Annotated in this window: 21 protein-coding genes; 12 read left to right on the forward strand and 9 right to left on the reverse strand. The window is 70.3% G+C overall.

Going from position 1 to position 19,566, the window contains the following annotated elements; translation table 11 throughout:
* The 5 genes from ACIRHA_RS01815 to ACIRHA_RS01835 all read right to left on the reverse strand — a co-directional run bounded on the left by ACIRHA_RS01815 (position 1) and on the right by ACIRHA_RS01835 (position 4,662).
* Positions 1-567, reverse strand: a complete 567-nt coding sequence (locus ACIRHA_RS01815; protein ID WP_403838738.1) for a hypothetical protein — start codon at positions 565-567, stop codon at positions 1-3.
* A gap of 103 nt (positions 568-670) precedes the next feature.
* The gene (locus ACIRHA_RS01820; RefSeq protein ID WP_403838740.1) at positions 671-1,951 is read right to left on the reverse strand and encodes a putative T7SS-secreted protein; all 1,281 of its coding nucleotides are present in this window, start codon (positions 1,949-1,951) and stop codon (positions 671-673) included.
* The gene (locus ACIRHA_RS01825; RefSeq protein ID WP_403838742.1) at positions 1,948-2,256 is read right to left on the reverse strand and encodes a hypothetical protein; all 309 of its coding nucleotides are present in this window, start codon (positions 2,254-2,256) and stop codon (positions 1,948-1,950) included. Before ACIRHA_RS01825 ends, ACIRHA_RS01820 begins: the two co-directional genes overlap by 4 nt.
* 328 nt (positions 2,257-2,584) lie before the next feature.
* Entirely contained in the window at positions 2,585-4,015 is a 1,431-nt protein-coding gene (locus tag ACIRHA_RS01830; protein WP_403838744.1) for an NAD(P)/FAD-dependent oxidoreductase, read from the reverse strand.
* A 254-nt stretch (positions 4,016-4,269) separates the two neighbouring features.
* Positions 4,270-4,662: a VOC family protein gene (locus ACIRHA_RS01835; protein ID WP_403838746.1), complete on the reverse strand. Its 393-nt coding sequence runs from the start codon at positions 4,660-4,662 to the stop codon at positions 4,270-4,272.
* A gap of 79 nt (positions 4,663-4,741) precedes the next feature.
* Between ACIRHA_RS01835 and ACIRHA_RS01840 the strand changes: the two genes are divergently transcribed.
* Entirely contained in the window at positions 4,742-5,275 is a 534-nt protein-coding gene (locus ACIRHA_RS01840; RefSeq protein ID WP_403838748.1) for a GNAT family N-acetyltransferase, read from the forward strand.
* A 3-nt stretch (positions 5,276-5,278) separates the two neighbouring features.
* Here the strand turns inward: ACIRHA_RS01840 and ACIRHA_RS01845 are convergent, their stop codons facing one another.
* The 3 genes from ACIRHA_RS01845 to ACIRHA_RS01855 form a co-directional block, all read right to left on the reverse strand.
* Complete coding sequence (locus ACIRHA_RS01845; RefSeq protein WP_403838750.1) at positions 5,279-5,962, reverse strand: glycerophosphodiester phosphodiesterase; 684 nt, start codon at positions 5,960-5,962, stop codon at positions 5,279-5,281.
* 265 nt (positions 5,963-6,227) lie between these two features.
* Complete coding sequence (locus ACIRHA_RS01850) at positions 6,228-6,830, reverse strand: PadR family transcriptional regulator (protein WP_403838752.1); 603 nt, start codon at positions 6,828-6,830, stop codon at positions 6,228-6,230.
* A gap of 25 nt (positions 6,831-6,855) precedes the next feature.
* Positions 6,856-7,407 carry an FABP family protein gene (locus ACIRHA_RS01855; protein WP_403838754.1) on the reverse strand — a complete coding sequence of 184 codons (552 nt, stop codon included), beginning with the start codon at positions 7,405-7,407 and terminating at the stop codon, positions 6,856-6,858.
* 143 nt (positions 7,408-7,550) lie between these two features.
* Between ACIRHA_RS01855 and ACIRHA_RS01860 the strand changes: the two genes are divergently transcribed.
* The 6 genes from ACIRHA_RS01860 (at position 7,551) to ACIRHA_RS01885 (ending at position 13,948) form a co-directional block, all read left to right on the forward strand.
* Positions 7,551-8,690 (forward strand): LLM class flavin-dependent oxidoreductase, encoded by a 1,140-nt coding sequence (locus ACIRHA_RS01860; protein ID WP_403838756.1) that lies wholly within the window; start codon positions 7,551-7,553, stop codon positions 8,688-8,690.
* 194 nt (positions 8,691-8,884) lie between these two features.
* The gene (locus tag ACIRHA_RS01865) at positions 8,885-9,889 is read left to right on the forward strand and encodes an alpha/beta hydrolase (protein ID WP_403838758.1); all 1,005 of its coding nucleotides are present in this window, start codon (positions 8,885-8,887) and stop codon (positions 9,887-9,889) included.
* Positions 9,890-9,970: 81 nt separating this feature from the next.
* Positions 9,971-11,389 carry a DUF6421 family protein gene (locus tag ACIRHA_RS01870; protein ID WP_403838760.1) on the forward strand — a complete coding sequence of 473 codons (1,419 nt, stop codon included), beginning with the start codon at positions 9,971-9,973 and terminating at the stop codon, positions 11,387-11,389.
* 32 nt (positions 11,390-11,421) lie between these two features.
* Positions 11,422-12,183, forward strand: a complete 762-nt coding sequence (locus ACIRHA_RS01875) for an SDR family NAD(P)-dependent oxidoreductase (RefSeq protein ID WP_403838762.1) — start codon at positions 11,422-11,424, stop codon at positions 12,181-12,183.
* Complete coding sequence (locus tag ACIRHA_RS01880; protein WP_403838764.1) at positions 12,180-13,262, forward strand: threonine aldolase family protein; 1,083 nt, start codon at positions 12,180-12,182, stop codon at positions 13,260-13,262. Before ACIRHA_RS01875 ends, ACIRHA_RS01880 begins: the two co-directional genes overlap by 4 nt.
* Positions 13,263-13,348: 86 nt before the next feature.
* The gene (locus ACIRHA_RS01885; protein WP_403838766.1) at positions 13,349-13,948 is read left to right on the forward strand and encodes a transglutaminase domain-containing protein; all 600 of its coding nucleotides are present in this window, start codon (positions 13,349-13,351) and stop codon (positions 13,946-13,948) included.
* A gap of 1 nt (position 13,949) precedes the next feature.
* On the opposite strand, the gene ACIRHA_RS01890 is transcribed toward ACIRHA_RS01885, so the two are convergent.
* Positions 13,950-14,678, reverse strand: a complete 729-nt coding sequence (locus ACIRHA_RS01890; RefSeq protein ID WP_403838768.1) for a lysophospholipid acyltransferase family protein — start codon at positions 14,676-14,678, stop codon at positions 13,950-13,952.
* Positions 14,679-14,864: 186 nt separating this feature from the next.
* On the opposite strand from ACIRHA_RS01890, the gene ACIRHA_RS01895 reads away from it, so the two are divergent.
* The 5 genes from ACIRHA_RS01895 (at position 14,865) to ACIRHA_RS01915 (ending at position 19,494) form a co-directional block, all read left to right on the forward strand.
* Positions 14,865-15,185, forward strand: a complete 321-nt coding sequence (locus ACIRHA_RS01895; protein WP_403838770.1) for a TlpA family protein disulfide reductase — start codon at positions 14,865-14,867, stop codon at positions 15,183-15,185.
* 238 nt (positions 15,186-15,423) lie between these two features.
* Entirely contained in the window at positions 15,424-15,930 is a 507-nt protein-coding gene (locus ACIRHA_RS01900; protein WP_403838772.1) for a flavin reductase family protein, read from the forward strand.
* Positions 15,931-16,190: 260 nt separating this feature from the next.
* A complete protein-coding gene (locus tag ACIRHA_RS01905; RefSeq protein ID WP_403838774.1) occupies positions 16,191-16,979 on the forward strand; it encodes an electron transfer flavoprotein subunit beta/FixA family protein in 789 nt (262 codons plus the stop codon).
* Positions 16,980-17,039: 60 nt separating this feature from the next.
* Positions 17,040-18,002, forward strand: coding sequence for an electron transfer flavoprotein subunit alpha/FixB family protein (locus tag ACIRHA_RS01910; protein ID WP_403838776.1), 963 nt, complete (start codon positions 17,040-17,042; stop codon positions 18,000-18,002).
* 193 nt (positions 18,003-18,195) lie between these two features.
* Entirely contained in the window at positions 18,196-19,494 is a 1,299-nt protein-coding gene (locus ACIRHA_RS01915) for a DUF6986 family protein (RefSeq protein WP_403842053.1), read from the forward strand.
* Positions 19,495-19,566 lie beyond the last annotated feature (72 nt).

Raw genomic sequence — 19,566 nt, forward strand, 5'->3', positions numbered from 1 at the left:
TCACGCTCCCCCTTCGCCCGGAGCCGGCGCCCCGCCGGCCTCGGGTCCTGACTCCGCTGCGGGATCCGCCGGGCGCACGGTGTGGAGGAAGTCCTGGAAGTCGTCCAGGACTTCGTCCAGTTGGTCGGCCCGTGCCGTCAGCGCGATCTCGAACTCGGCATAGCGGCCCGGCCGGTTTATGTCTTCGACGAGCAGCAGAACCTGGCTCTGGCACAACTGCACGGGACGGCCGTTCTGATGCGCGTACACCCGCAGGTTCTGCACGACGCCGGCCGCGCCCGCGAGCCCCTGCGCGAACCCCGGTCCCACGTCGGTGCGCTTGACGAGCTCGACACGCCCCACCGTGTCCCGCAGCCGCTGCAGGGACTCGTCGGCGAGTTCGTGCAGGTCGACGGCGGTTTCGCGGGGGCGGCCCGAGAGGGTGATGTTCGGGATGAACCCCGAGCCCCGCGAGGCGAGGTGGAGGGCGACGAACGCGGCGTGCGGAGCCCCTACCTCCTCGGGCGGGGCCGACTGCCAGCCCGGTGGGACCTCACAGGTCAGCGGTACCGGAAGGGTCTCCGGCATGGTGAATCAACTCCTTGACGTGCACGTGCACAATTCGTAGCGGTTCGCGTGGATGACGGCCGAAGCCGTGACCGATGTCGGAGGGCGGACGCGCACCGGCGACTCAGCCGAAGACGGAACCGAGCGCGTCGGCCTTGTCCGAGGTCCAGTCCTTGGCAGCACTCCCGGCGTCTCCCAGAGTGTCGGCCACCTGCCCGGGATCGATCTCGACCTGTCCGCCGAGCTGCCCGCCGAAGCCGATCGCCGCGCCGACGTCGGCGCCGATGACCAACTTGCCGTTCTCCATTCCGGCATCGGCGTGCGCCTCGGCCCCGATGCCCAGCCAGGCCTCAGCGGTGCCGCCGACGCCGACACCCGCGACGGAGGCATGTCCCTCCGCGGTCGCCTTGCCCCCGGCGAAAGCCTCGGCGCCGGCGTGGACGCCGTCCTTGCCGGCGGACACGGCGGCGTTCGCCTCGGCGCCGGCGAATCCCGCGACCTTGCCCGACGTCTCGAACACGCCGGCCTCGTACTTGCCCTCGGCCGAACCCTGCGCCAAGTACGCCTTCCCCGACGCCTGAGCCTGAGCCCTGCCGTCCTCGACCCCGAGCCCGGCACCGCCCTCCACGCCGAGCGTGTCGAAGCTCGCCCGTCCGGACACGTCTCCGCCGAGGGCACTGCCGTACCCCGAAGCCTCCGCGCCCCACACCTTGGCGTCGCCGGAGGCCGACGCGAGGCCCACGCTGAGCCCGAGGGCCTTGTCGCGCCGATCCTCTGTGACCTCCTGGTCCTGGTTGTTGCCCCAGCCTCTGTAGTACTTGCCCTTCTCCTCCTCCCCGCCCTCGGGCGGTGTGACCTGGCCTGGCAGCAGCCATGGATTGTGCTCGAACGGCTTCGGCTCCCAGAACGACAGCGCGGACTGCCCGAGCGGGGACTGCGCGTCCTGCGATGCCCAGTACAGCCACGCAGGAGAGTCGGAGTCCGAACCGCCGACCTTCTCGAACCGCTTCTTCGCCGTGTCGCCCGCCGACTCGACCTGACTGCGCGCGGATTCGAGCTTGTCCTCGGCGCCGCTCTCGTCACCGGCGTCGTACAGGGCCACGGCCTCCGCGGCCTGCTCCTGCCCCCACTTGAGCACGCCGGCGTAGTCCTGAAGAGCGGACGATGCCTTCCGCAACGAGTCGGCGCCGCGGTACCACTTGCTCTTCTGCGGGGAGAAGTCGTCCCAGAACGCGTCGCCGGCGTCGCCGTTCCACCCGGGCGTGCGCACGGAGTGCAGGTCGTCACCGATGGCCTCAACCGCGTCGGCCCTATCGGTCAGTTGACCGACGGATCCGTACAGCTGGAACGGGTCGCCGGGGATGAGCGCCTTCGGGTCGCAGGTCTCGCCCAGCCTGGCTGTCACCTGCCCACCTGTCCTTGCTGAGCCACGAACGATCCGTGGACGAGCTGCTCCTGGCGTTCGTACGCGAGCGCGGTGTCGGCCAGTTTGTCGGCGGCTTCCTCACCCGCGTCCTTGAGTGTCTTGGTCAACGCCTGGTTCCACGTGGCCATCAATGCGTCGAACGCCACCTCGGCGCCGGAGTGGCCGAAGTCGGTTGTCTCCTCGGAGAGTTCGTCGAGGTGGACCTTGTCAGCCCCGTTCACCGCGTCGCGGATCCTCTTGGCTGCGGAACGCAGCACTTCTGGCTCGACGGCGTACCCCGTCATCGATCTCCCCCAGGCCGTTTCTTGGTCGCCCGAACTGGGCGAGCGGGGAGCCTATGTGCTCTTGGGGCTCGCGATTGCACGTCGCCGGGCGGTCAATTGGCCAGGTCAGGGGCGAAGGTCGGGCGGAGGTGCTGGTTACGTGGATTCCGGCTCGGTCCTGACGCCCGCCCCGGCTTCGGCGTCAGTACTCGAAAGGATGGTGTGCCGTGAGCAACTCCTGAACGCTGACGGTGAGTTGCTCACGTCGCCGGGACAGACAGAAGGCGGGCAGCCCCGATCTCGGGGCTGCCCGGAAGACAGCAGGGGTGGGAGCGTGCGCCCAGTGACGTCAGGTGAGGGGAAGCTCCGGCTTCTCCGGGGTCATCGAGCGGCCGTCGACCCGCGCCGCGATCACCTCTTGCAGTTCCTCGGCCGAGAGATACGCGTCGGTCATCTCGAAGTCCCTGAGCGTCGCGGGGCGGTTCCGCTGGAAGCCGGTGCGGACGAAGTCGTCGCCGGCGACCGCATTGAGGGCCCAGTTGGCCGCCGTGCGGAACCGCGCCGTCAGGGTGCGCAGCGCGCCGATGTGGTAGCCGCGCGCCACGACCTGGGCGGGCAGGCCCGTCAGTTGGATGCCCAACGGCTTCGACACGGCCTGGATGCCGCCCAGGTCGACGACGAGGCCGAGGTCCTTGTGGCGGTAGGGCGCCAGCGGCTTGCCGCGCACCGAGGCGAGGATGTTGCGGGCCGCCGCCCAGCCCTGCCGCATCGCGTGCTGCGCGGTCGGCGGGCACATCGCGTCGCCGCCCTTGACGATGTCGGGCACCGCGGCCGCGTCGCCGAGCGCGAAGACCCCGTCGAGTCCGGGCACGGTCAGCTCGGGCGTCACCACGAGCCGCCCGCGGTTGGTCTCGGAGCCGAGGGTCGCGACGAGCGGGCTGGGCGCGACGCCGGCCGTCCAGATCAGCGTGTGGCAGGGCAGTTCGCGCCCGTCGGTGAGCGTCACCGTGTCCTCGGTGACGCTCGCCACCGACACCCCGAGCGAGACGTGCAGCCCGCGCCGTTCCAGGATGTCCATCGCCTTGTCACCGAGCCGCTCGCCCAGCTCCGGCATGAGTTTGGGCGCCACGTCGACCAGGTGCCACTTGATGAGCTTCGGGTCGAGTCCGGGATAGCGCTTGACCGCCGCGGTCGTCAGGCGCTGCAGATACGCGGCCGTCTCCGTGCCGGCGTAGCCGCCGCCGACCACCACGAACTGCAGCCGCGCCTCGCGCTCGGCCGGGTCGGAGCTGGCCGCCGCCAGGTCCAGCTGCGTGATCACGTGGTCGCGGATCCAGGCCGCCTCGGCGAGCGTCTTCACGCCGACCGCGTACTTGTCCAGGCCCGGGATGTCGAACTGGCGCGTCACGCTGCCCGGCGTGAGCACCAGGTAGTCGTAGTGTTCGACGCTGACCTCGCCGTTTATCTTCCGTACGACGACGGCCTTCGCCTGCGGGTCCACGCCGATCGCGCCGCCCGGCACGATCTGGGTGCGCCGCAGCATCCTGCGCAGCGGCACGGCCACGGACTGCGGTGTGAGCACGCCGGAGGCGACGTGCGGAAGCAGTGGCAGATACAGCTGGTGCGCGGTGGGGCTGATGAGCCGCAGCACCGCCTCTCCGGGCTTGAGCTCCTTCTCCAGCTTGTGCGCGCACTCCATCCCGGCGAATCCCGCGCCGATGATCAGGATCCTGGGGACGGACGGCGTACGGGAAGCGCTGGTGTTCCGCGGAGTGGTCATGTCGGATCTCTCCTGGGGTGGGCTGCGTGCGACCGGTGAGACGTCGTTGGTCCCTGCGTATCCGGATTCGGCACGCCCGAATCCCGAACTCCCGCCATCCTGCGTCCCGGGCCGGGCCCCCGCACGCGATCGGGAGACCGTACGGACGGTATGGGACACCCCGTCCGCGCCCCACCGCGCCAGGACGACCACCTGCGCAGGGCGCCCCGGCCTAGGCCGTTCGAGCGAGGAGGGCGCAGGAGGGTGTCCAGGGCTCAGATCCCCGGCCGGTACCGGATCGGATGCTCCTGCGGCACCTCGACGAGGACGATCTCGTGGCCGTCCGGGTCCGTGATCCACATTTCGATCAGGCCCCACGGCTCCTTGACCGGCTCCCGGACCACCGTGACGCCCCGCTCGGCCAGCTCCGCGTGCGCCGCGTGCACGTCCGCCACCTGCATCCACAGCTTGAGGCTCGGCACCGGAGGCTCCGCGGAGCGGCCCGCGACCTCCAGGTACCCGCCGCCGAGGAAGTACACGGTGCCCCGCTCGGGCCCGGTGCCGAACTCCCGGTAGACCGCGAGGCCCAGCGCCTCCCCGTAGAACGCCCGCGAACGCTCGGGATCGGTCGGCCGGATCAGGACCCTGCTGCTCAGTACGTGAACCATGCCGACGCAGCGTAGTGCCGTCGCGTTAATCTCGACGGCGCCCCGCACGCTCGTCGCCCCTCACCCTGGAGGCCCTCACATGACCACCGTCGACCTCGTCTTCCGTGACGCCGGGCCCGCGGACGTCGACGTACTCGTCGCCCTCATCGAGTCGGCCTACCGAGGGGACTCAAGCCGCACCGGCTGGACCACGGAGGCGGACATCCTGGAAGGGCAGCGGACGGACCCGCAGGGGGTGCTCGAGGTCATCGAGGACCCCGACAGCCGGCTGCTCACGGTGGAGCGGGACGGCGCGGTCGTCGCCTGCTGCCAGCTGGAGCACCGCGGGGAGCACGCCTACTTCGGGATGTTCGCGGTCAGCCCCGCCCAGCAGGGCGCCGGCCTCGGCAAGGCGATCATCGCGGAGGCCGAGGGCCGGGCCCGCGAGACGTGGGGCGTCAGCGAGATGCACATGACGGTGATCGACGCCCGCGAGGAACTCATCGCCTGGTACGAGCGCCGCGGTTACCGCCGCACGGGACGGTTCAGCCCGTTCCCGTACGGCGATGAGCGCTTCGGCATCCCGCAGCGCGACGACCTCAGGTTCGAGCTGCTCGTCAAGCCGCTGGGCTGACCGTTACGCCGTGAAGCGGCCGGTCCGCTTGATCTCCGGGTAGTCCGTGGTCGCGCCGTCGAGGCCGAGCGCCCGTACGAGCCGCAGATCGTCCTGGGTGTTCACGACCCAGCCGATGATCCGCAGGTCGGCCTTGCGGGCGTGCTCGACGACCTCCTGTGTGAGCCGCCGGATGTTGAGCACCAGCGTCGTGGCCCCCGCGGTGACGGCCCGCTCGACGACGCCGGTGCCGTAGCGGCTGGCGACGAGCGCCGTGCGTACGCCCGGTACGAGCCGGGCGATCTCGGCGATCGCCTCGTCGTGGAACGAGATCACCTCGACCCGGTGCACCAGGTCGCGGCGGAGCATCACATCGGCGAGCGCCCGCGCCGCCGCCGTGTCCTTGATCTCCGCCTGCAGCGGGGAGCCGACCGCGTCGAGCACCTCCTCGAAGACCGGCACGCGCTCGCCGCGCCCGGCGTCGAGGCCGCGGATCTCGGCGAGCGTCTTCTCGGCGATCGGCCCCTGACCGTCCGTGGTCCGCCCGACGTCGGCATCGTGCATGACGACGAGCGCGCCGTCCTTGCTCAGGTGCAGGTCGAGTTCGATGATGTCGAGTCCTCCGCGCTCGGCGGCGACGAAGGACCTCAGGGTGTTCTCGGGTTCGACACCCATGGCTCCGCGATGTCCGATGGTGAGGAAGTTCAAGGTCGTCTCGCCTCCGTCGACTGCGGCTCGGTACTGCCGCGCGGACGCGACAGACTCGTACACTAACGGGCCGTCTGCGCGAGGGAACCGTGCCTGCGAGAAGGAGCGGAGTCGTGGGTTCTGGCTCCCACGACTCCGAGGATCAGTCCAGTGATCACGGCGGCGACGAGGACGGCACGGGTACTCATGGCGGATGCGCCTCCGAGCGGTACGGGCAGGGGTCCGGCCCGTCCTACCGGGCGGGTCACCCTCGGCGCGAGTTCGCTCACCCGGTGGTGGGCGCGTCCCCGTCGGCGTTGACTTCGGGGACGGCGGGCAGCGCGTCCAGGTCCGCCAACATGCCCCGCGCCAGCTCGACTTCGGCCGCGAGGTGCCGCTCGCTCCAGCGCAGCGCGATCTGCGGGTGCGCCCACGCCTCCACGCCCTCGGCCCGCGCGGCCGCGTCCCGCACCTCCTTCAACTCGCCCTCGGTGCGCGCCACATGCTCCTCGACCAGGGTGCGCAGCCGCCCCGGGGCGGCGAGATGCCCCAGCCATACGCGCAGCAGCACCGGGTGCCGCAGCGACACGGCGGCCGTGTCCCGGTCGCCGGCCGCCCAGGCGGCGAGCGCGTCCCGGCCCGCGCGCGTGATGGCGTACGTGCGCTTGGTGCGCGGCTCCTCCGGGCCCGAGCGCCTGGACGTGGCGTAGCCGAGCCGCTCCAGCCTGCGCAGTTCGGCGTAGATCTGGCTGAAGGCGGGGGAGCCGTAGAAGAAGCGCAGTGACGCGTCCGCCCACTTCTTCAGCTCGTACCCGGTCCGCTCGCCGGGCGGGAAGGACAGCAGCCCGAGCACGGCCCAGGCGGTCGGCGGCAGCTGAGTGGTCGGCATGGCTCCGCATTGAAGTCAGCGGAGGTCACGGACGCAAGGGGTCCGAACCGGCCGTGCGCCGCAGCTGTGCCGAGAGATGGTGCTGCGAGGGTCGGCCGACGGCCGCCATGTCGTGGGTGAAAGAAAGTGTGACGGAATCAGCGAATGTGTAACGCCTTTTCGAGCTGTCGACCTGCTTGGCCGTCGGACTGAGGGCCACGTGGTGCGAGGCGAGCTCGACCGTGCCGTCGGTGACGGCGCCGACCATGATCTCCGCGATGCCGGTGGGCTGGGTGATCAGCGCCTCGATGCGGCCCTCGGGCTGGATCCGCCACCAGCCGCTCTCGCGCGCGGCGGGCCGCACGGGGGCGTCGTCGGCGTCGATCAGCCAGGCCCGTGCCTCGTACCGCAGGAAGGGCCTGCCGTCGTGGCTGAACGTGACCTCCTGTGCGTAGGTGAAGTCGCCGTCCAGGGTGGGGTATTCGCCGCGGCCCCGGCCGCTCCAGGAGCCGAGGAGCCCGAGGACGGGCGCGAGTTGCGGGTGCGGCTCGGGGGTCCCGTCGTACGGGTACGAGGGTGCGGGCGCGGGGTCGAACACGAGTGGCTCCTGGGGCTAGGGGGTTACCGGGGAAGCGTAGAGCGTGCCCGGATCGTCGGTGGGGAGCGTCGTGCCTCTTCCCATCTCTGACGGCACGTCATATAGCTATTAGTCATATGGCAGCTCCATGTCCGGGAGGCACCGTGAAGTTCAGCGTCATCTTCGAGGCCCAGCTCGCCGACCCCACCGTCGAACGCGAGCACCAGCTGCTGCGCGACAGCGTCGAACAGGCCGTGTTCGCCGAGGAGATGGGCTTCGACCGGATCTGGGCGGTCGAGCACCACTCCCTCAAGTGGTACGCGCACATGTCCGCGCCGGAGATCTTCCTGACCTGGGTCGCGGCCCGCACCTCCCGCATCCGCGTCGGGCACGGCGTGGTGTGCATGCCGTTCAACTTCAACCACCCCGCGCGCGTGGCCGAGCGCGCCGCGATGCTCGACCTGTTGTCCGGTGGGCGGCTCGACCTCGGGGCCGGGCGCGGCGGCACCACGCAGGAGACGTCGCTGTGCGGGGTCGACAAGGAGCGGACCACGCAGGAGGTCGAGGAGGCGCTGCGGATCATCGGGAAGGCGTGGGAGAAGGACGAGCTGGAACACCACGGGCCGCTCCTCGACATCGACCCGCACCCGATCCTGCCCCGACCTGCCCAGACCCCGCACCCGCCGCTCTTCCTCGCGTGCAGCCGCACGGAGACGCTGCGCCAGGCCGCCGAACTCGGCGTCGGCGCCCTGGTGATGGGGTTCGCGGGCCCGGAGGCGATCGCCGACATGCGCGGCGCCTACGACGCGGCGCGCGCGGCCCGCACCCCGGAGCGCCATGTCTCCTCCGTCGTCAACGACCACTTCTCCGTGCTCTGCCCGACGATCGTGCTCGACGACCGGGAGACGGCCCGCAGCATCGGCATCCGCGGCCAGCGTTTCTTCGCGCAGTCCATCGGGCACTGGTACGGCGGCGCGGGCATCCCCGACGAGGCCGTCGTGGAGGGCGCGGACGAGGCGGAGGAGATGCGCCGGGCCGCCGAGCAGGTCGTCGCCCGCCTCCACGAGCACCACATCCCCGTCCGCCCCACCGCCACGGCCACATTCAACGCCGACCACGCGTACGGCACCGCCGACGACGCCATCGCCTACGTCGAACGCCTCCGCGACGCGGGCGCCGACGAAATCATGTGCCTCATCCAGATGGGCACGGTGCCGCAGGAGGCGTGCATGGAGACGCTGCGCCAGTGGGGCGAGAAGGTGATCCCGCACTTCCGCAACGAGCCGGGCCCCTCCGGCGATTGACCGTTCAAGCCCCGTCGGCAATTGGCCAATCAGTCTCTCCCGTGATGGGCCATTCAGGCCCGCCGCCGATCGACAAATCAAAGCCCCGCCGGCGATTGAGGCGCGGGGTCCGGGGCAGAGCCCCGTGACGTCACCCCCGGCCGACCGCAACCGAGCACCCACCCGCCGACCCCCGCCGAACCAAGGAGCCGCCCATGACCCCCGACCCGCTCGACCGCCTCGCCCCCGAGGCCCGCCCCCTCGTCGACGCCATCGCCGCCGCCTTCCCCGACCTCGGCGGCACCGTCACCGATGCCGCCGAGGCCCGCAGGATCCTCGCCGCCGCCCCGGAGCCGCCGTTCCCCGCGCCCGTGGTGGGGGCCGTCGAGGACCGCGAGATACCCGGGCCGCCGGGCGCGCCCGCGATCCCCGTGCGCGTGTACCGGCCGGAGGCGGACGCGGCGCCGGAACCCCGCCCCGTCGTCGTCTTCTTCCACGGCGGCGGCTGGGTCATCTGCGACCTCGACAGCCACGACCACACCGCCCGCGCCCTGTGCAGGGACGCGGGCGCCGTCGTCGTGTCGGTCGACTACCGGCTCGCGCCCGATGCCCCGTTCCCCGCCGCCGTCGAGGACGCGTACGCCGCCGTGTGCTGGACCGCCGACCATGCGCGCGAACTGGGCGCCGATCCGGGCGCGTTGACCGTGGCGGGCGACAGCGCGGGCGGCAACCTCGCCGCAGTCGTCGCGCAGATCGCGCGTGACGAGGACGGCCCCGACATCGCCCGCCAGGTCCTCGTCTACCCGGCCACCGACGCCCGCCAGAAGTCCGGATCCTTTGCTGCCAACGCCGAGGGCTACTTCCTCACCGCCGCCCACTGCGGCTGGTTCCGCGAGCAGTACCTGGGCGCGGACGGCGACCCCGCCCACCCCCACGTATCGCCGCTCCTCGCCGAGGACCTCGCCGGGCTTCCCGCCGCGCACATCGTCACCGCCGGCTGCGATCCGCTGTGCGACGAGGGCCGGGCGTACGGGAAGGCGCTGCGCGACGCGGGCGTCGCGGTCACGGAGGACCACTTCCCGCGGATGTTCCACGGATTCTTCGGGTTTCCCGAACTGCTCGACGACTCCCGGCAGGCGCTGGCCGGCGCGGCAGAGGCGATCGTCACTACCGCCCGTCACAGGAAAAACAGCGGTGATCTAGGGGGTAGCGCAGGATAATTTCCCGAGACCCCCCTTGTGGTCGGGAACCTCGCGCGCATACGGTGTTCTTACGCGAGGTTCTCCCGTGGAGGTTGGGACATGACGGAAATTCTTGTGCAGGCTGGCGCGGGGGAGACGGTTTCTCCGGCCTCTCCGGTCCAGATGGTCGGACCCAGGGTGGTAGAACACCCGGCCTGGCCCTTGCTCAAGGACGCCGTGGAGGAGTTCAGGCCGCTGCAGAGCAAGGACGGTTCGATCGACTTCGAGGCCGAAGGCGCCCCGGCGAAGGCCGACGCCGAGCGGATCCTGAGCCGTGTCGTAGCGGCGGTCGAGGAGCTCGCGCCGCTGCTGCCGCACGACGCCGCGTACCACGAGGCGCTCGTGCGCGACCTGCGCCGCTGGGCGCAGGGCGGCTTCGAGGTCCCTGACTTCCTGGACTCGCTGCTCGCCTTCCAGCCCGCGGCCCAGCGCCGGGACGGCCTCCAGCACCTGGTGCTCTTCGCGATGTACACGCAGAACGGGAACCCGGACCGCAACCTGGAAGCCGTCGTCCTGAAGATGGTGTGGCCGCAGTGGCTCGCCGAGCTGGAGGCGACCCGTTACGACAACCCGCTGTTCTGCGGCATCACTTTCGAGGACTTCACCTCCGGTTACGACACGAACTCGGCGGTGCTCTTCCCGGAGACGATCGCCGTGCGCGAGGCGCCCGAGCGCTTCTCCTGGGGCGGCATCTTCTGCGACCGCGAAGCGGCCCGCTTCCGTCGCGTCACCGAGGCCGCCGTCGACATCCTCGGCGTCGAACTGCCCGCGGACATCGAGGAGATGGTCGCCGACCAGGACCGCTGCCAGCAGGCGTTCGTGCTCTGGGACATGGTCCACGACCGCACGCACAGCCACGGCGACCTGCCCTTCGACCCGTTCATGATCAAGCAGCGCCAGCCGTTCTGGATGTACGGCCTCGAGGAGCTGCGCTGCGACCTCACCGCTTTCAAGGAGGCCGTGAAGCTGGAGGCCGACGGCGTCCCGCAGGCGCGCGACGTGCAGTACGCCGTGCTCTTCGACCGGATGTTCCGCTTCCCGGTCACCGGCGACCGTGTCAAGAACTACGACGGCCTGGGCGGCCAGCTGCTCTTCGCGTACCTGCACAAGCACGACGTGGTGCGCTGGACGGACAACAAGCTGCACATCGACTGGCAGCGCGCCCCCGAGGTGACCAACCAGCTGTGCGGCGAGATCGAGCAGCTGTACCGCGAGGGCATCGACCGCCCGAAGCTGGTGCACTGGTTCGCCGCGTACGACCTGGTGTCCACGTACCTGTCCCCGCACCCGGGCTCCACCTGGGCGAAGGGTCCCGACGCCCTGGACACGTCCCTGCCGCCGCGCAAACTCGTGGACGAGGTGCTTCCCGACGAGTTTCCGCTCAGCATGTTTTATGAGGCGCTTTCGAAGAAGCTGAAGAAGGTGATCGCTTCTACGAAGGGGATCACCGCGGAGAGCGTCGAGAAGGTGGCCGCGTGAGCCACGGCGGAGAGCAGCAGGAGGCGACTGACATGACCGACACCAACGGGACCAGGGACACGCTGGACGGTGCGGTGATCGCGGTCGCGGGAGCAGGTGGCCCGGCGGGCCAGGCCACCCTCAAGCGCCTCGCGGAAGCCGGCGCCACCGTGATCGGGGCCGACGCGGACGCGGAGCGCCTGGTGACGGCCGTCGACGAGGCGCGCTACGCGCACGGCGGCGCCACGGTCATCGGCGACAACGTCGACCTGCTCGACCTGCACGCCACCCGCGACTGGGCAGGTCGCATCGAGAAGGACTTCGGCCGGATCGACGGCCTCGTGCACCTCGTGGGCGGCTGGCGCGGCGGCGCCACCTTCGCCGACACTGACCTCGCCGACTGGGACCTGCTCGAAAAGCTCCTGATCCGCACGGTGCAGCACACGTCCCTCGCGTTCTACGAGGGCCTGTCCCGCAGCGACCGCGGCCGCTACCTGCTCATCAGCGCAGCGGGCGCCTCCAAGCCGACCGCGGGCAACGCCGCGTACGCCGCCTCCAAGGCCGCGGCCGAGGCCTGGACGCTCGCGCTCGGCGACTCCTTCCGCAAGGCGGGGGGCGAGGCGGGACCGCAGCAGGCTGCTGCGATCCTGGTGGTCAAGGCGCTGGTGCACGACGCGATGCGCGCCGAACGCCCCAACGCGAAGTTCGCGGGCTTCACGGACGTCACGGAGCTGGCCGAGGCCATCTCCGGCGTCTGGGAGCGGCCCGCCGCCGAACTGAACGGGACCCGTCTGTGGCTGACCGAGAAGCCGTGAATCCCCCCAACCCGGTGCAGAGGACCGATGCCCACCGGCACCACGACCCCACCACGCAGGGGTTCGCCAGCGACAACTACGCGGGAGGCCATCCCGAAGTGATGGCGGCACTCGCCCTCGCCAACGGCGGGCACCAGGTCGCGTACGGCGGGGACGAGTACACGGACCATCTCCAGACGGTCATCCGCAGCCACTTCGGCCCGACCGCCGAGGCATTCCCGGTGTTCAACGGCACGGGCGCCAACGTCGTCGCGCTCCAGGCGGTCACCGACCGCTGGGGCGCGGTGATCTGCGCCGAGTCCGCGCACATCCACGTGGACGAGGGCGGCGCCCCCGAGCGGATGGGCGGCCTGAAGCTGCTCACCGTGCCGACCCCGGACGGCAAGCTCACCCCCGAGCTGATCGACCAGCAGGCCTACGGCTGGGACGACGAGCACCGGGCGATGCCGCAGGTCGTCTCGATCACCCAGTCCACCGAACTGGGCACGCTGTACACGCCCGACGAGATCCGCGCGATCTGCGAGCACGCCCACGGGCACGGCATGACGGTGCACCTCGACGGCTCCCGGATATCCAACGCCGCCGCGTCCCTGGACGTCCCCATGCGGACGTTCACGAACGCGGTCGGCGTCGACATTCTGTCGCTCGGCGGCACCAAGAACGGCGCACTGTTCGGCGAGGCCGTCGTCGTCCTCAACCAGGACGCGGTGCGCCACATGAAGCACCTGCGCAAGCTGTCCATGCAGCTGCACTCCAAGATGCGCTTCATCTCGGTGCAGTTGGAGGCGCTGTTCGCCAAGGACCTGTGGCTGCGCAACGCGCGGCACGCGAACGAGATGGCCCAGCGCCTCGCCGAGGGTGCCCGCGCCGTCGACGGTGTCGAGATCCTCTACCCGGTGCAGGCCAACGGCGTCTTCGCCCGCCTCCCGCACGACGTCTCCGAGCGTCTGATGAAGAAGTACCGCTTCTACTTCTGGGACGAGGCGGCCGGTGACGTGCGCTGGATGTGCGCCTTCGACACGCGCGAGGAGGACATCGACTCCTTCGTGGCGGCCCTCAAGGAAGAGATGGCACGGTAGCCGCCCCCACCAGCATGACGCATAGATATGCGATCGCTCGTAAATGTATTGACTTACGAGTGGTCGCATTTCTATGCTCGCGTGCCATGCAGCTGATCCAGCAGAACCCGGACCTGTCCGCGTACTTGGCGGCCGACGACGTCATCGACCACCATCATCCGCTCGTACGAGAGACGGCGGCGCGCCTCGCGCGCGATGTCGCCGATTCATATGTATACGCCCAGGCGGCCTACGAGTTCGTACGGGACGCCATTCCGCACTCCGCGGACAGCGGGGACCCGCGTGTCACCTGGCGGGCGTCGGACGTCCTGGAGAAGGGCACCGGTATCTGCCACGCGAAGGCGCACGCACTGGCGGCGCTGCTGCGCGCCGAGGACATCCCGACCGCGCTCTGCTATCAGCGGCTGACGCACGACGCGGGTGCGGGCTGGTGCGTGCACGGGCTGGTGGCCGTGCGGCTGCGCGGGGCGTGGCACCGGCAGGACTGTCGGGGGAACAAACCGGGTGTCAATGCCCAATTCTCCCTGGACGGGGAGAGGTTGGCGTGGATACCCGACCCGGAAGCGGGAGAGGCGGACTATCCGGCGCTCCACGACACGCCGCACCCGGCGGTGCTCGACGCGCTGCGCGGCGCGCCGGACCGCCCGTACCTGTGGGAGAGCCTTCCGGACGCGCTCCCGGTGTGACTCAGCCGGCCTCTGCGGCCTTGACCTCTTCCGGGGTCGGGGCGGTGCCGCCCAGGTGCGCCGGCATCCACCACGTGTCGTCCGGGCCCTTGGGGCGCACCGGATAGGCGCGCTGCGCGGCCTCGAGCAGCTCCTGCATGCGCGTGCGCAGCCGACGCGTGATCGCTCCTGCGTACTGGTCGCTCGGCGCCTCCATGGCCTCACCGACGCGGACCGTGATCGGGATGTGCTGCCGCTTGAAGTTGCGCGGACGCCCCTTGGTCCACAGCCGCTGCGTGCCCCACAGCGCCATCGGGATCAGCGGTACGCCGGCCTCCTGGGCCATGCGCACGGCGCCCGTCTTGAAGCTCTTGAGCGTGAACGACTCCGAGATCGTCGCCTCCGGGAAGACACCGATGATCTCGCCCGCGCGCAGCGACCGCAGCGCGTGCTGGTACGCGTGCTCGCCCTGGGAGCGGTCCACCGGGATGTGCTTCATGCCGCGCATCAGCGGGCCGGAGATCTTGTGCCGGAAGACCGACTCCTTGGCCATGAAGCGGACGAGACGCTTCTGCGGCAGGGCCGCCAGGCCGTCGAAGATGAAGTCCAGGTAGCTGATGTGGTTGCTGACCAGGACCGCTCCGCCGGTACGCGGAATGTTCTCCGAGCCTTTGCAGTCGATCTTCAGGTCGAGCGCCTTGAACATCGTGCGGGCGGCGCCGATGACCGGAGGGTAGACGAGCTCTGCCATGGAGGGGGTTGGCCCTTCAGTAAGTTACGCGGCCGTAGGTTTTCCGGCTTGCGCAGATGGTGCCCCATCAACGGCCGGGTGGCCAGTCCTGGTTCCAGCACCGTACGAGATCCTGGTCACGTGCCGGGAATACGCGAACGGCCGGAAATCGCTGCACGGAATGCGGCGAAATGGAGGAGGAGCAGGGTGACGGTTGGCGAACAGACGTGGAACGCCGGGCAGTTGGGCGAGGAGCTGGGGGAGCGGGCGACGCTCGTCCAGTTCTCCAGCGCGTTCTGCGCACCCTGCAGGGCCACCCGCAGGGTGCTCGATGAGGTCGCCGCGATGGTGCCGGGCGTCTCCCACGTGGAGATCGACGCCGAGGACCGCCTCGATCTCGTGCGCGACGTGGGCATCATCAAGACCCCGACCGTGCTCGTCCTGGACGCGCGCGGACGCGAGGTGCGCCGGGCGTCGGGACAGCCGCGCAAGGCGGACGTCATCGCGGCGCTGGGCGAAGCCGTGTGAGGCGCCGGGGTGCGGAGGGGAGTGGGCTGGGGGAGAGGGGTGCGTGACGCATTTCCCAGATGACGGAACGCACTTGACTGCATGCGCCACGTATCGTCAGAGTGACCTTATGCCTCCGGAACTCCTTCTCGTCGAGCGGGTCCACGTGGACCTGGCTCGCTGTTCGAGCGCCCGCTGTCCGCGTGTCTGACGCAACCACGGCCCCCCGCTCGAACCCTCCTGCCAGAAGGACAATTCCATGACGGCCACGCCCGACCTGCGCACTGCCCAGGCAGCGACCCCCGACCTGTTCCGCTCCGTCTTCCGACAGTACGCGGCAGGTGTGGCGGTGGTCACCGCTCCCGGTGCGGCTCCCGTCGGCTTCACCGCCACCTCCCTCGCCTCCGTCTCCGCGCGACCCCCGGTCGTCTCGTTCGGCATCGGTCTCGGCTCGTCGAGCTGGCCCACCGTCGCCGAGGCCGAACACGTCGGCGTGCACATACTCGGCGAGCACCAGGCCGATCTCGCGGCGACGTTCGCGAAGAGCGGCGCCGACCGCTTCGGCGCGTCCACCCGCTGGTTCGAGGGGCCCGAGGGCGTACCGATACTCGACGGTGTGCTCGCCTGGCTCGTCTGCAAGGTCATCGCACGGGTGCCCGCGGGGGACCACCAGATCGTGCTCGCGGAAGCGGTCTGCGGCGACCCGGCGGGCGCCGGCCGTCCGCTCCTGTACCACCAGGGCCGCTTCAACGGCCTGCGCGACTGAGAGTTCCTGTGCCGCGCGATTACACAGCGTTGGCAAGGTCACAGTTCAAAGCGCTTGCTCAGTGGGCATAACCTGGGTGTACTGGCGAGTAACCTTCTATTCGGAGCGCGGGCCGCCCCGACCGGAAGAGTCCGCACAAGGCGCATATGCTGCCTGCGAGAAGGCGTTTTCAGCCGTAGCAGTACAGCTAGGCGTGTGGCCAGTACAGCTGGCAGCAAGACAGCCGCCCAGATAAAGACGATTGCAGTAGGAGAGCCGGCGTGAGCTTGAGGATCGTTGTCACCGTGAAGTACGTGCCGGACGCCACGGGCGACCGGGGTTTCGCCGATGACCTGACGTTGGACCGTGACGATGTCGATGGTCTGCTGTCGGAGCTGGACGAGTACGCGGTGGAGCAGGCGCTGCAGATCTCGGAGAACTCCGATGACGACGTGGAGATCACCGTGTTGACGGTGGGCCCGGAGGACGCCAAGGACGCGCTGCGCAAGGCGCTGTCGATGGGCGCGGACAAGGCCATCCACGTGGAGGACGACGACCTGCACGGCACGGACGCGATCGGCACCTCGCTGGTGTTGGCGAAGGCGATCGAGAAGGCCGGCTACGACCTGGTGGTCTCGGGCATGGCGTCCACGGACGGCACCGCCGGCATCGTGCCGGCGCTGGTTGCCGAGCGTCTGGGTGTGCCGCAGGTGACGCTGCTGTCCGAGGTCGCGGTCGCCGACGGCAAGGTGACCGGTCGCCGTGACGGTGACACCGCCTCCGAGCAGCTGGAGGCTTCGCTCCCGGCCGTCGTCTCGGTGACGGACCAGTCCGGTGAGGCGCGCTACCCCTCGTTCAAGGGGATCATGGCGGCGAAGAAGAAGCCGGTCGAGGCGTGGGACCTGGACGACCTGGACCTCGAGGCCGGGCAGGTGGGTCTGGAGGGTGCGTGGACGAAGGTCGCCTCGGCGGATGAGCGTCCGGCGCGCACCGCGGGCACGATCGTCAAGGACGAGGGCGAGGGCGGCAAGCAGCTCGCTGAGTACCTCGCGGGCCAGAAGTTCATCTGAGCTTCCCGCCCACCCATTCCGTCGCCCAAGTTCTTTGTGATTGCAGGAGATTGAAGTCCCATGGCTGAAGTTCTGGTCTTTGTCGACCACGTGGACGGTGCCGTCCGCAAGCCCACCCTGGAGCTGCTCACGCTGGCCCGCCGGATCGGTGACCCGGTCGCCGTCGCGCTGGGCAACGGCGCCGGTGACACGGCCGCCGCGCTGGCCGAGCACGGCGCCGTGAAGGTGCTGACCCACGAGGCCGCCGAGTACGCCGACTACCTGGTCGTGCCGAAGGTGGACGCGCTGCAGGCCGCCTACGCGGCGGTGTCCCCGGCGGCCGTGCTGGTGCCGTCCTCCGCGGAGGGCAAGGAGATCGCCGCGCGTCTGGCGCTGCGCATCAAGTCGGGCATCATCACCGACGCGGTCGACCTGGAGGCCGGCGACGGCGCCCCGGTGGCCACGCAGTCGGTGTTCGCCGCCTCGTACACCACCAAGTCGACGGTCACGTCGGGCACGCCGGTGATCACCGTCAAGCCCAACTCCGCCCCGGTGGAGGCCGCCCCGGCCGCCGGCACCGTCGAGGCCCTGAACGTCGCCTTCTCCGCGCAGGCGACCGGCACGAAGGTCACCTCGCGTACCCCGCGTGAGGCGACGGGCCGCCCGGACCTGACCGAGGCCGCGATCGTGGTCTCCGGTGGCCGCGGCGTCAACGGCGCCGAGAACTTCTCGGTCATCGAGGCGCTCGCCGACTCCCTGGGCGCGGCCGTGGGCGCCTCGCGTGCCGCCGTGGACGCGGGCTGGTACCCGCACTCCAACCAGGTCGGCCAGACCGGCAAGTCCGTCTCCCCGCAGCTGTACATCGCCTCCGGCATCTCGGGTGCGATCCAGCACCGCGCGGGCATGCAGACGTCCAAGACGATCGTCGCGATCAACAAGGACGCCGAGGCGCCGATCTTCGACCTCGTCGACTACGGCGTCGTCGGCGACCTCTTCGACGTCGTCCCCGCCCTCACCGAAGAGGTCAAGACCCGCAAGGGCTGAGACGATTCGCCTGGTCAAGGTTGCCGACGGGGCCGCGTGGTGTGTTCGCACCGCGCGGCCCCGTCCGCGTGACGGGACGAGGTGAGGGGCGACGAAAGTGACCCATTGACGCCGATCACGCCGACGGTTAACTTCGCTATACGGATTGTTGATTCCGTGAAGTGGAAACATCGAGCATATGGAGAGTGCACGAATGGGTCAGCAGGAGAAGGTGTCGACGAGCCTCGCGGGCGCGGTCAGCGAGAGCATCAGCGCCTCACTCGCCCCGGTCGACGCGGAACTCGCCCGCCGCTACCCGGGAGACCCCGGCACCCGTCAGCCCGTTCACACGGTCTACGTCCCCGGTGACGCCTTCGACGCCGAGACCATCCGCACCTGGGGCGACAAGGCGCTCGCGCAGCTCGACGAGCACGCCCCGGACGCCGCCTCCTTCGCCGCCGTACTCGGCCTGAGCGAGGAGCTCGCCGAGCCGGTCTACACCCGCGTACGCGCGAAGCTGGAGCGTGAACCGGTGGAGGACCTGCGGGTCGACTTCGAGGACGGCTACCGGCCCGCCTCCGACGCCGACGAGGACGAGACCGCCGCCCGCGCCGCCCGCGTCATCGCCGAGGCGTACGCCAACGGCACGGCCGCCCCGTACATGGGCATCCGCATGAAGTGCATGGAGGAGGCGGTCCGTGAACGCGCCATCCGCACCCTCGACATCTTCCTCACCGGCCTCATGGAGCACGGCGGCCTGCCTGAGGGGCTCGTGCTCACCCTGCCCAAGGTGACGTACCCGGAGCAGGTCACCGCCATGGTGCGGATCCTGGAGGCGTTCGAGAAGCAGCACGGGCTCGAGGCCGGCCGGATCGGCTTCGAGATCCAGATCGAGACCAGCCAGTCGATCCTCGGCGGCGACGGCACCGCCACGGTGGCCCGCATGATCGAGGCGGCGGAGGGCCGCGCGACCGGCCTCCACTACGGCACCTTCGACTACAGCGCCTGCCTCGGTGTCTCCGCCGCGTACCAGGCCAGCGACCACCCGGCCGCCGACTACGCGAAGGCGGTCATGCAGGTCGCCGCCGCCGGTACGGGAGTTCGCGTCTCCGACGGCTCGACGAACGTGCTGCCCGTCGGTTCCACCGCCAAGGTCCACGACGCGTGGCGCCTGCACTTCGGCCTCACCCGGCGCGCCCTCGCCCGCGCCTACTACCAGGGCTGGGACATGCACCCGGGCCACATCCCGACGCGCTACGCCGCCGTCTTCGCCTTCTACCGCGAGGGCTTCGAGGCCGCCGCCGCGCGCCTGTCCGCCTACGCCAACCAGGCCGAGGGCGACATCGCCGACGAGCCCGCCACCGCGAAGGCCCTCGCCGGTTACCTGCTGCGCGGCCTCGACTGCGGCGCCCTCGACGTCGCCGAGGTCGCCCGCCGCTCCGGCCTCACCCGCACCGACCTGGAGTCCTACTCGGCCCCGCGCCGGGGGGACCTGACGGCTTCGGCGCAGTAAACAGCTTCGGCCCAGTAAGAAGAGCCCACTTCAAGCCCGGTGCAGCCATATAAAGCCCCTGCGGCGATTGAG

This window comes from Streptomyces sp. NPDC102360 (assembly GCF_044766085.1).
Lineage (GTDB): Bacteria > Actinomycetota > Actinomycetes > Streptomycetales > Streptomycetaceae > Streptomyces.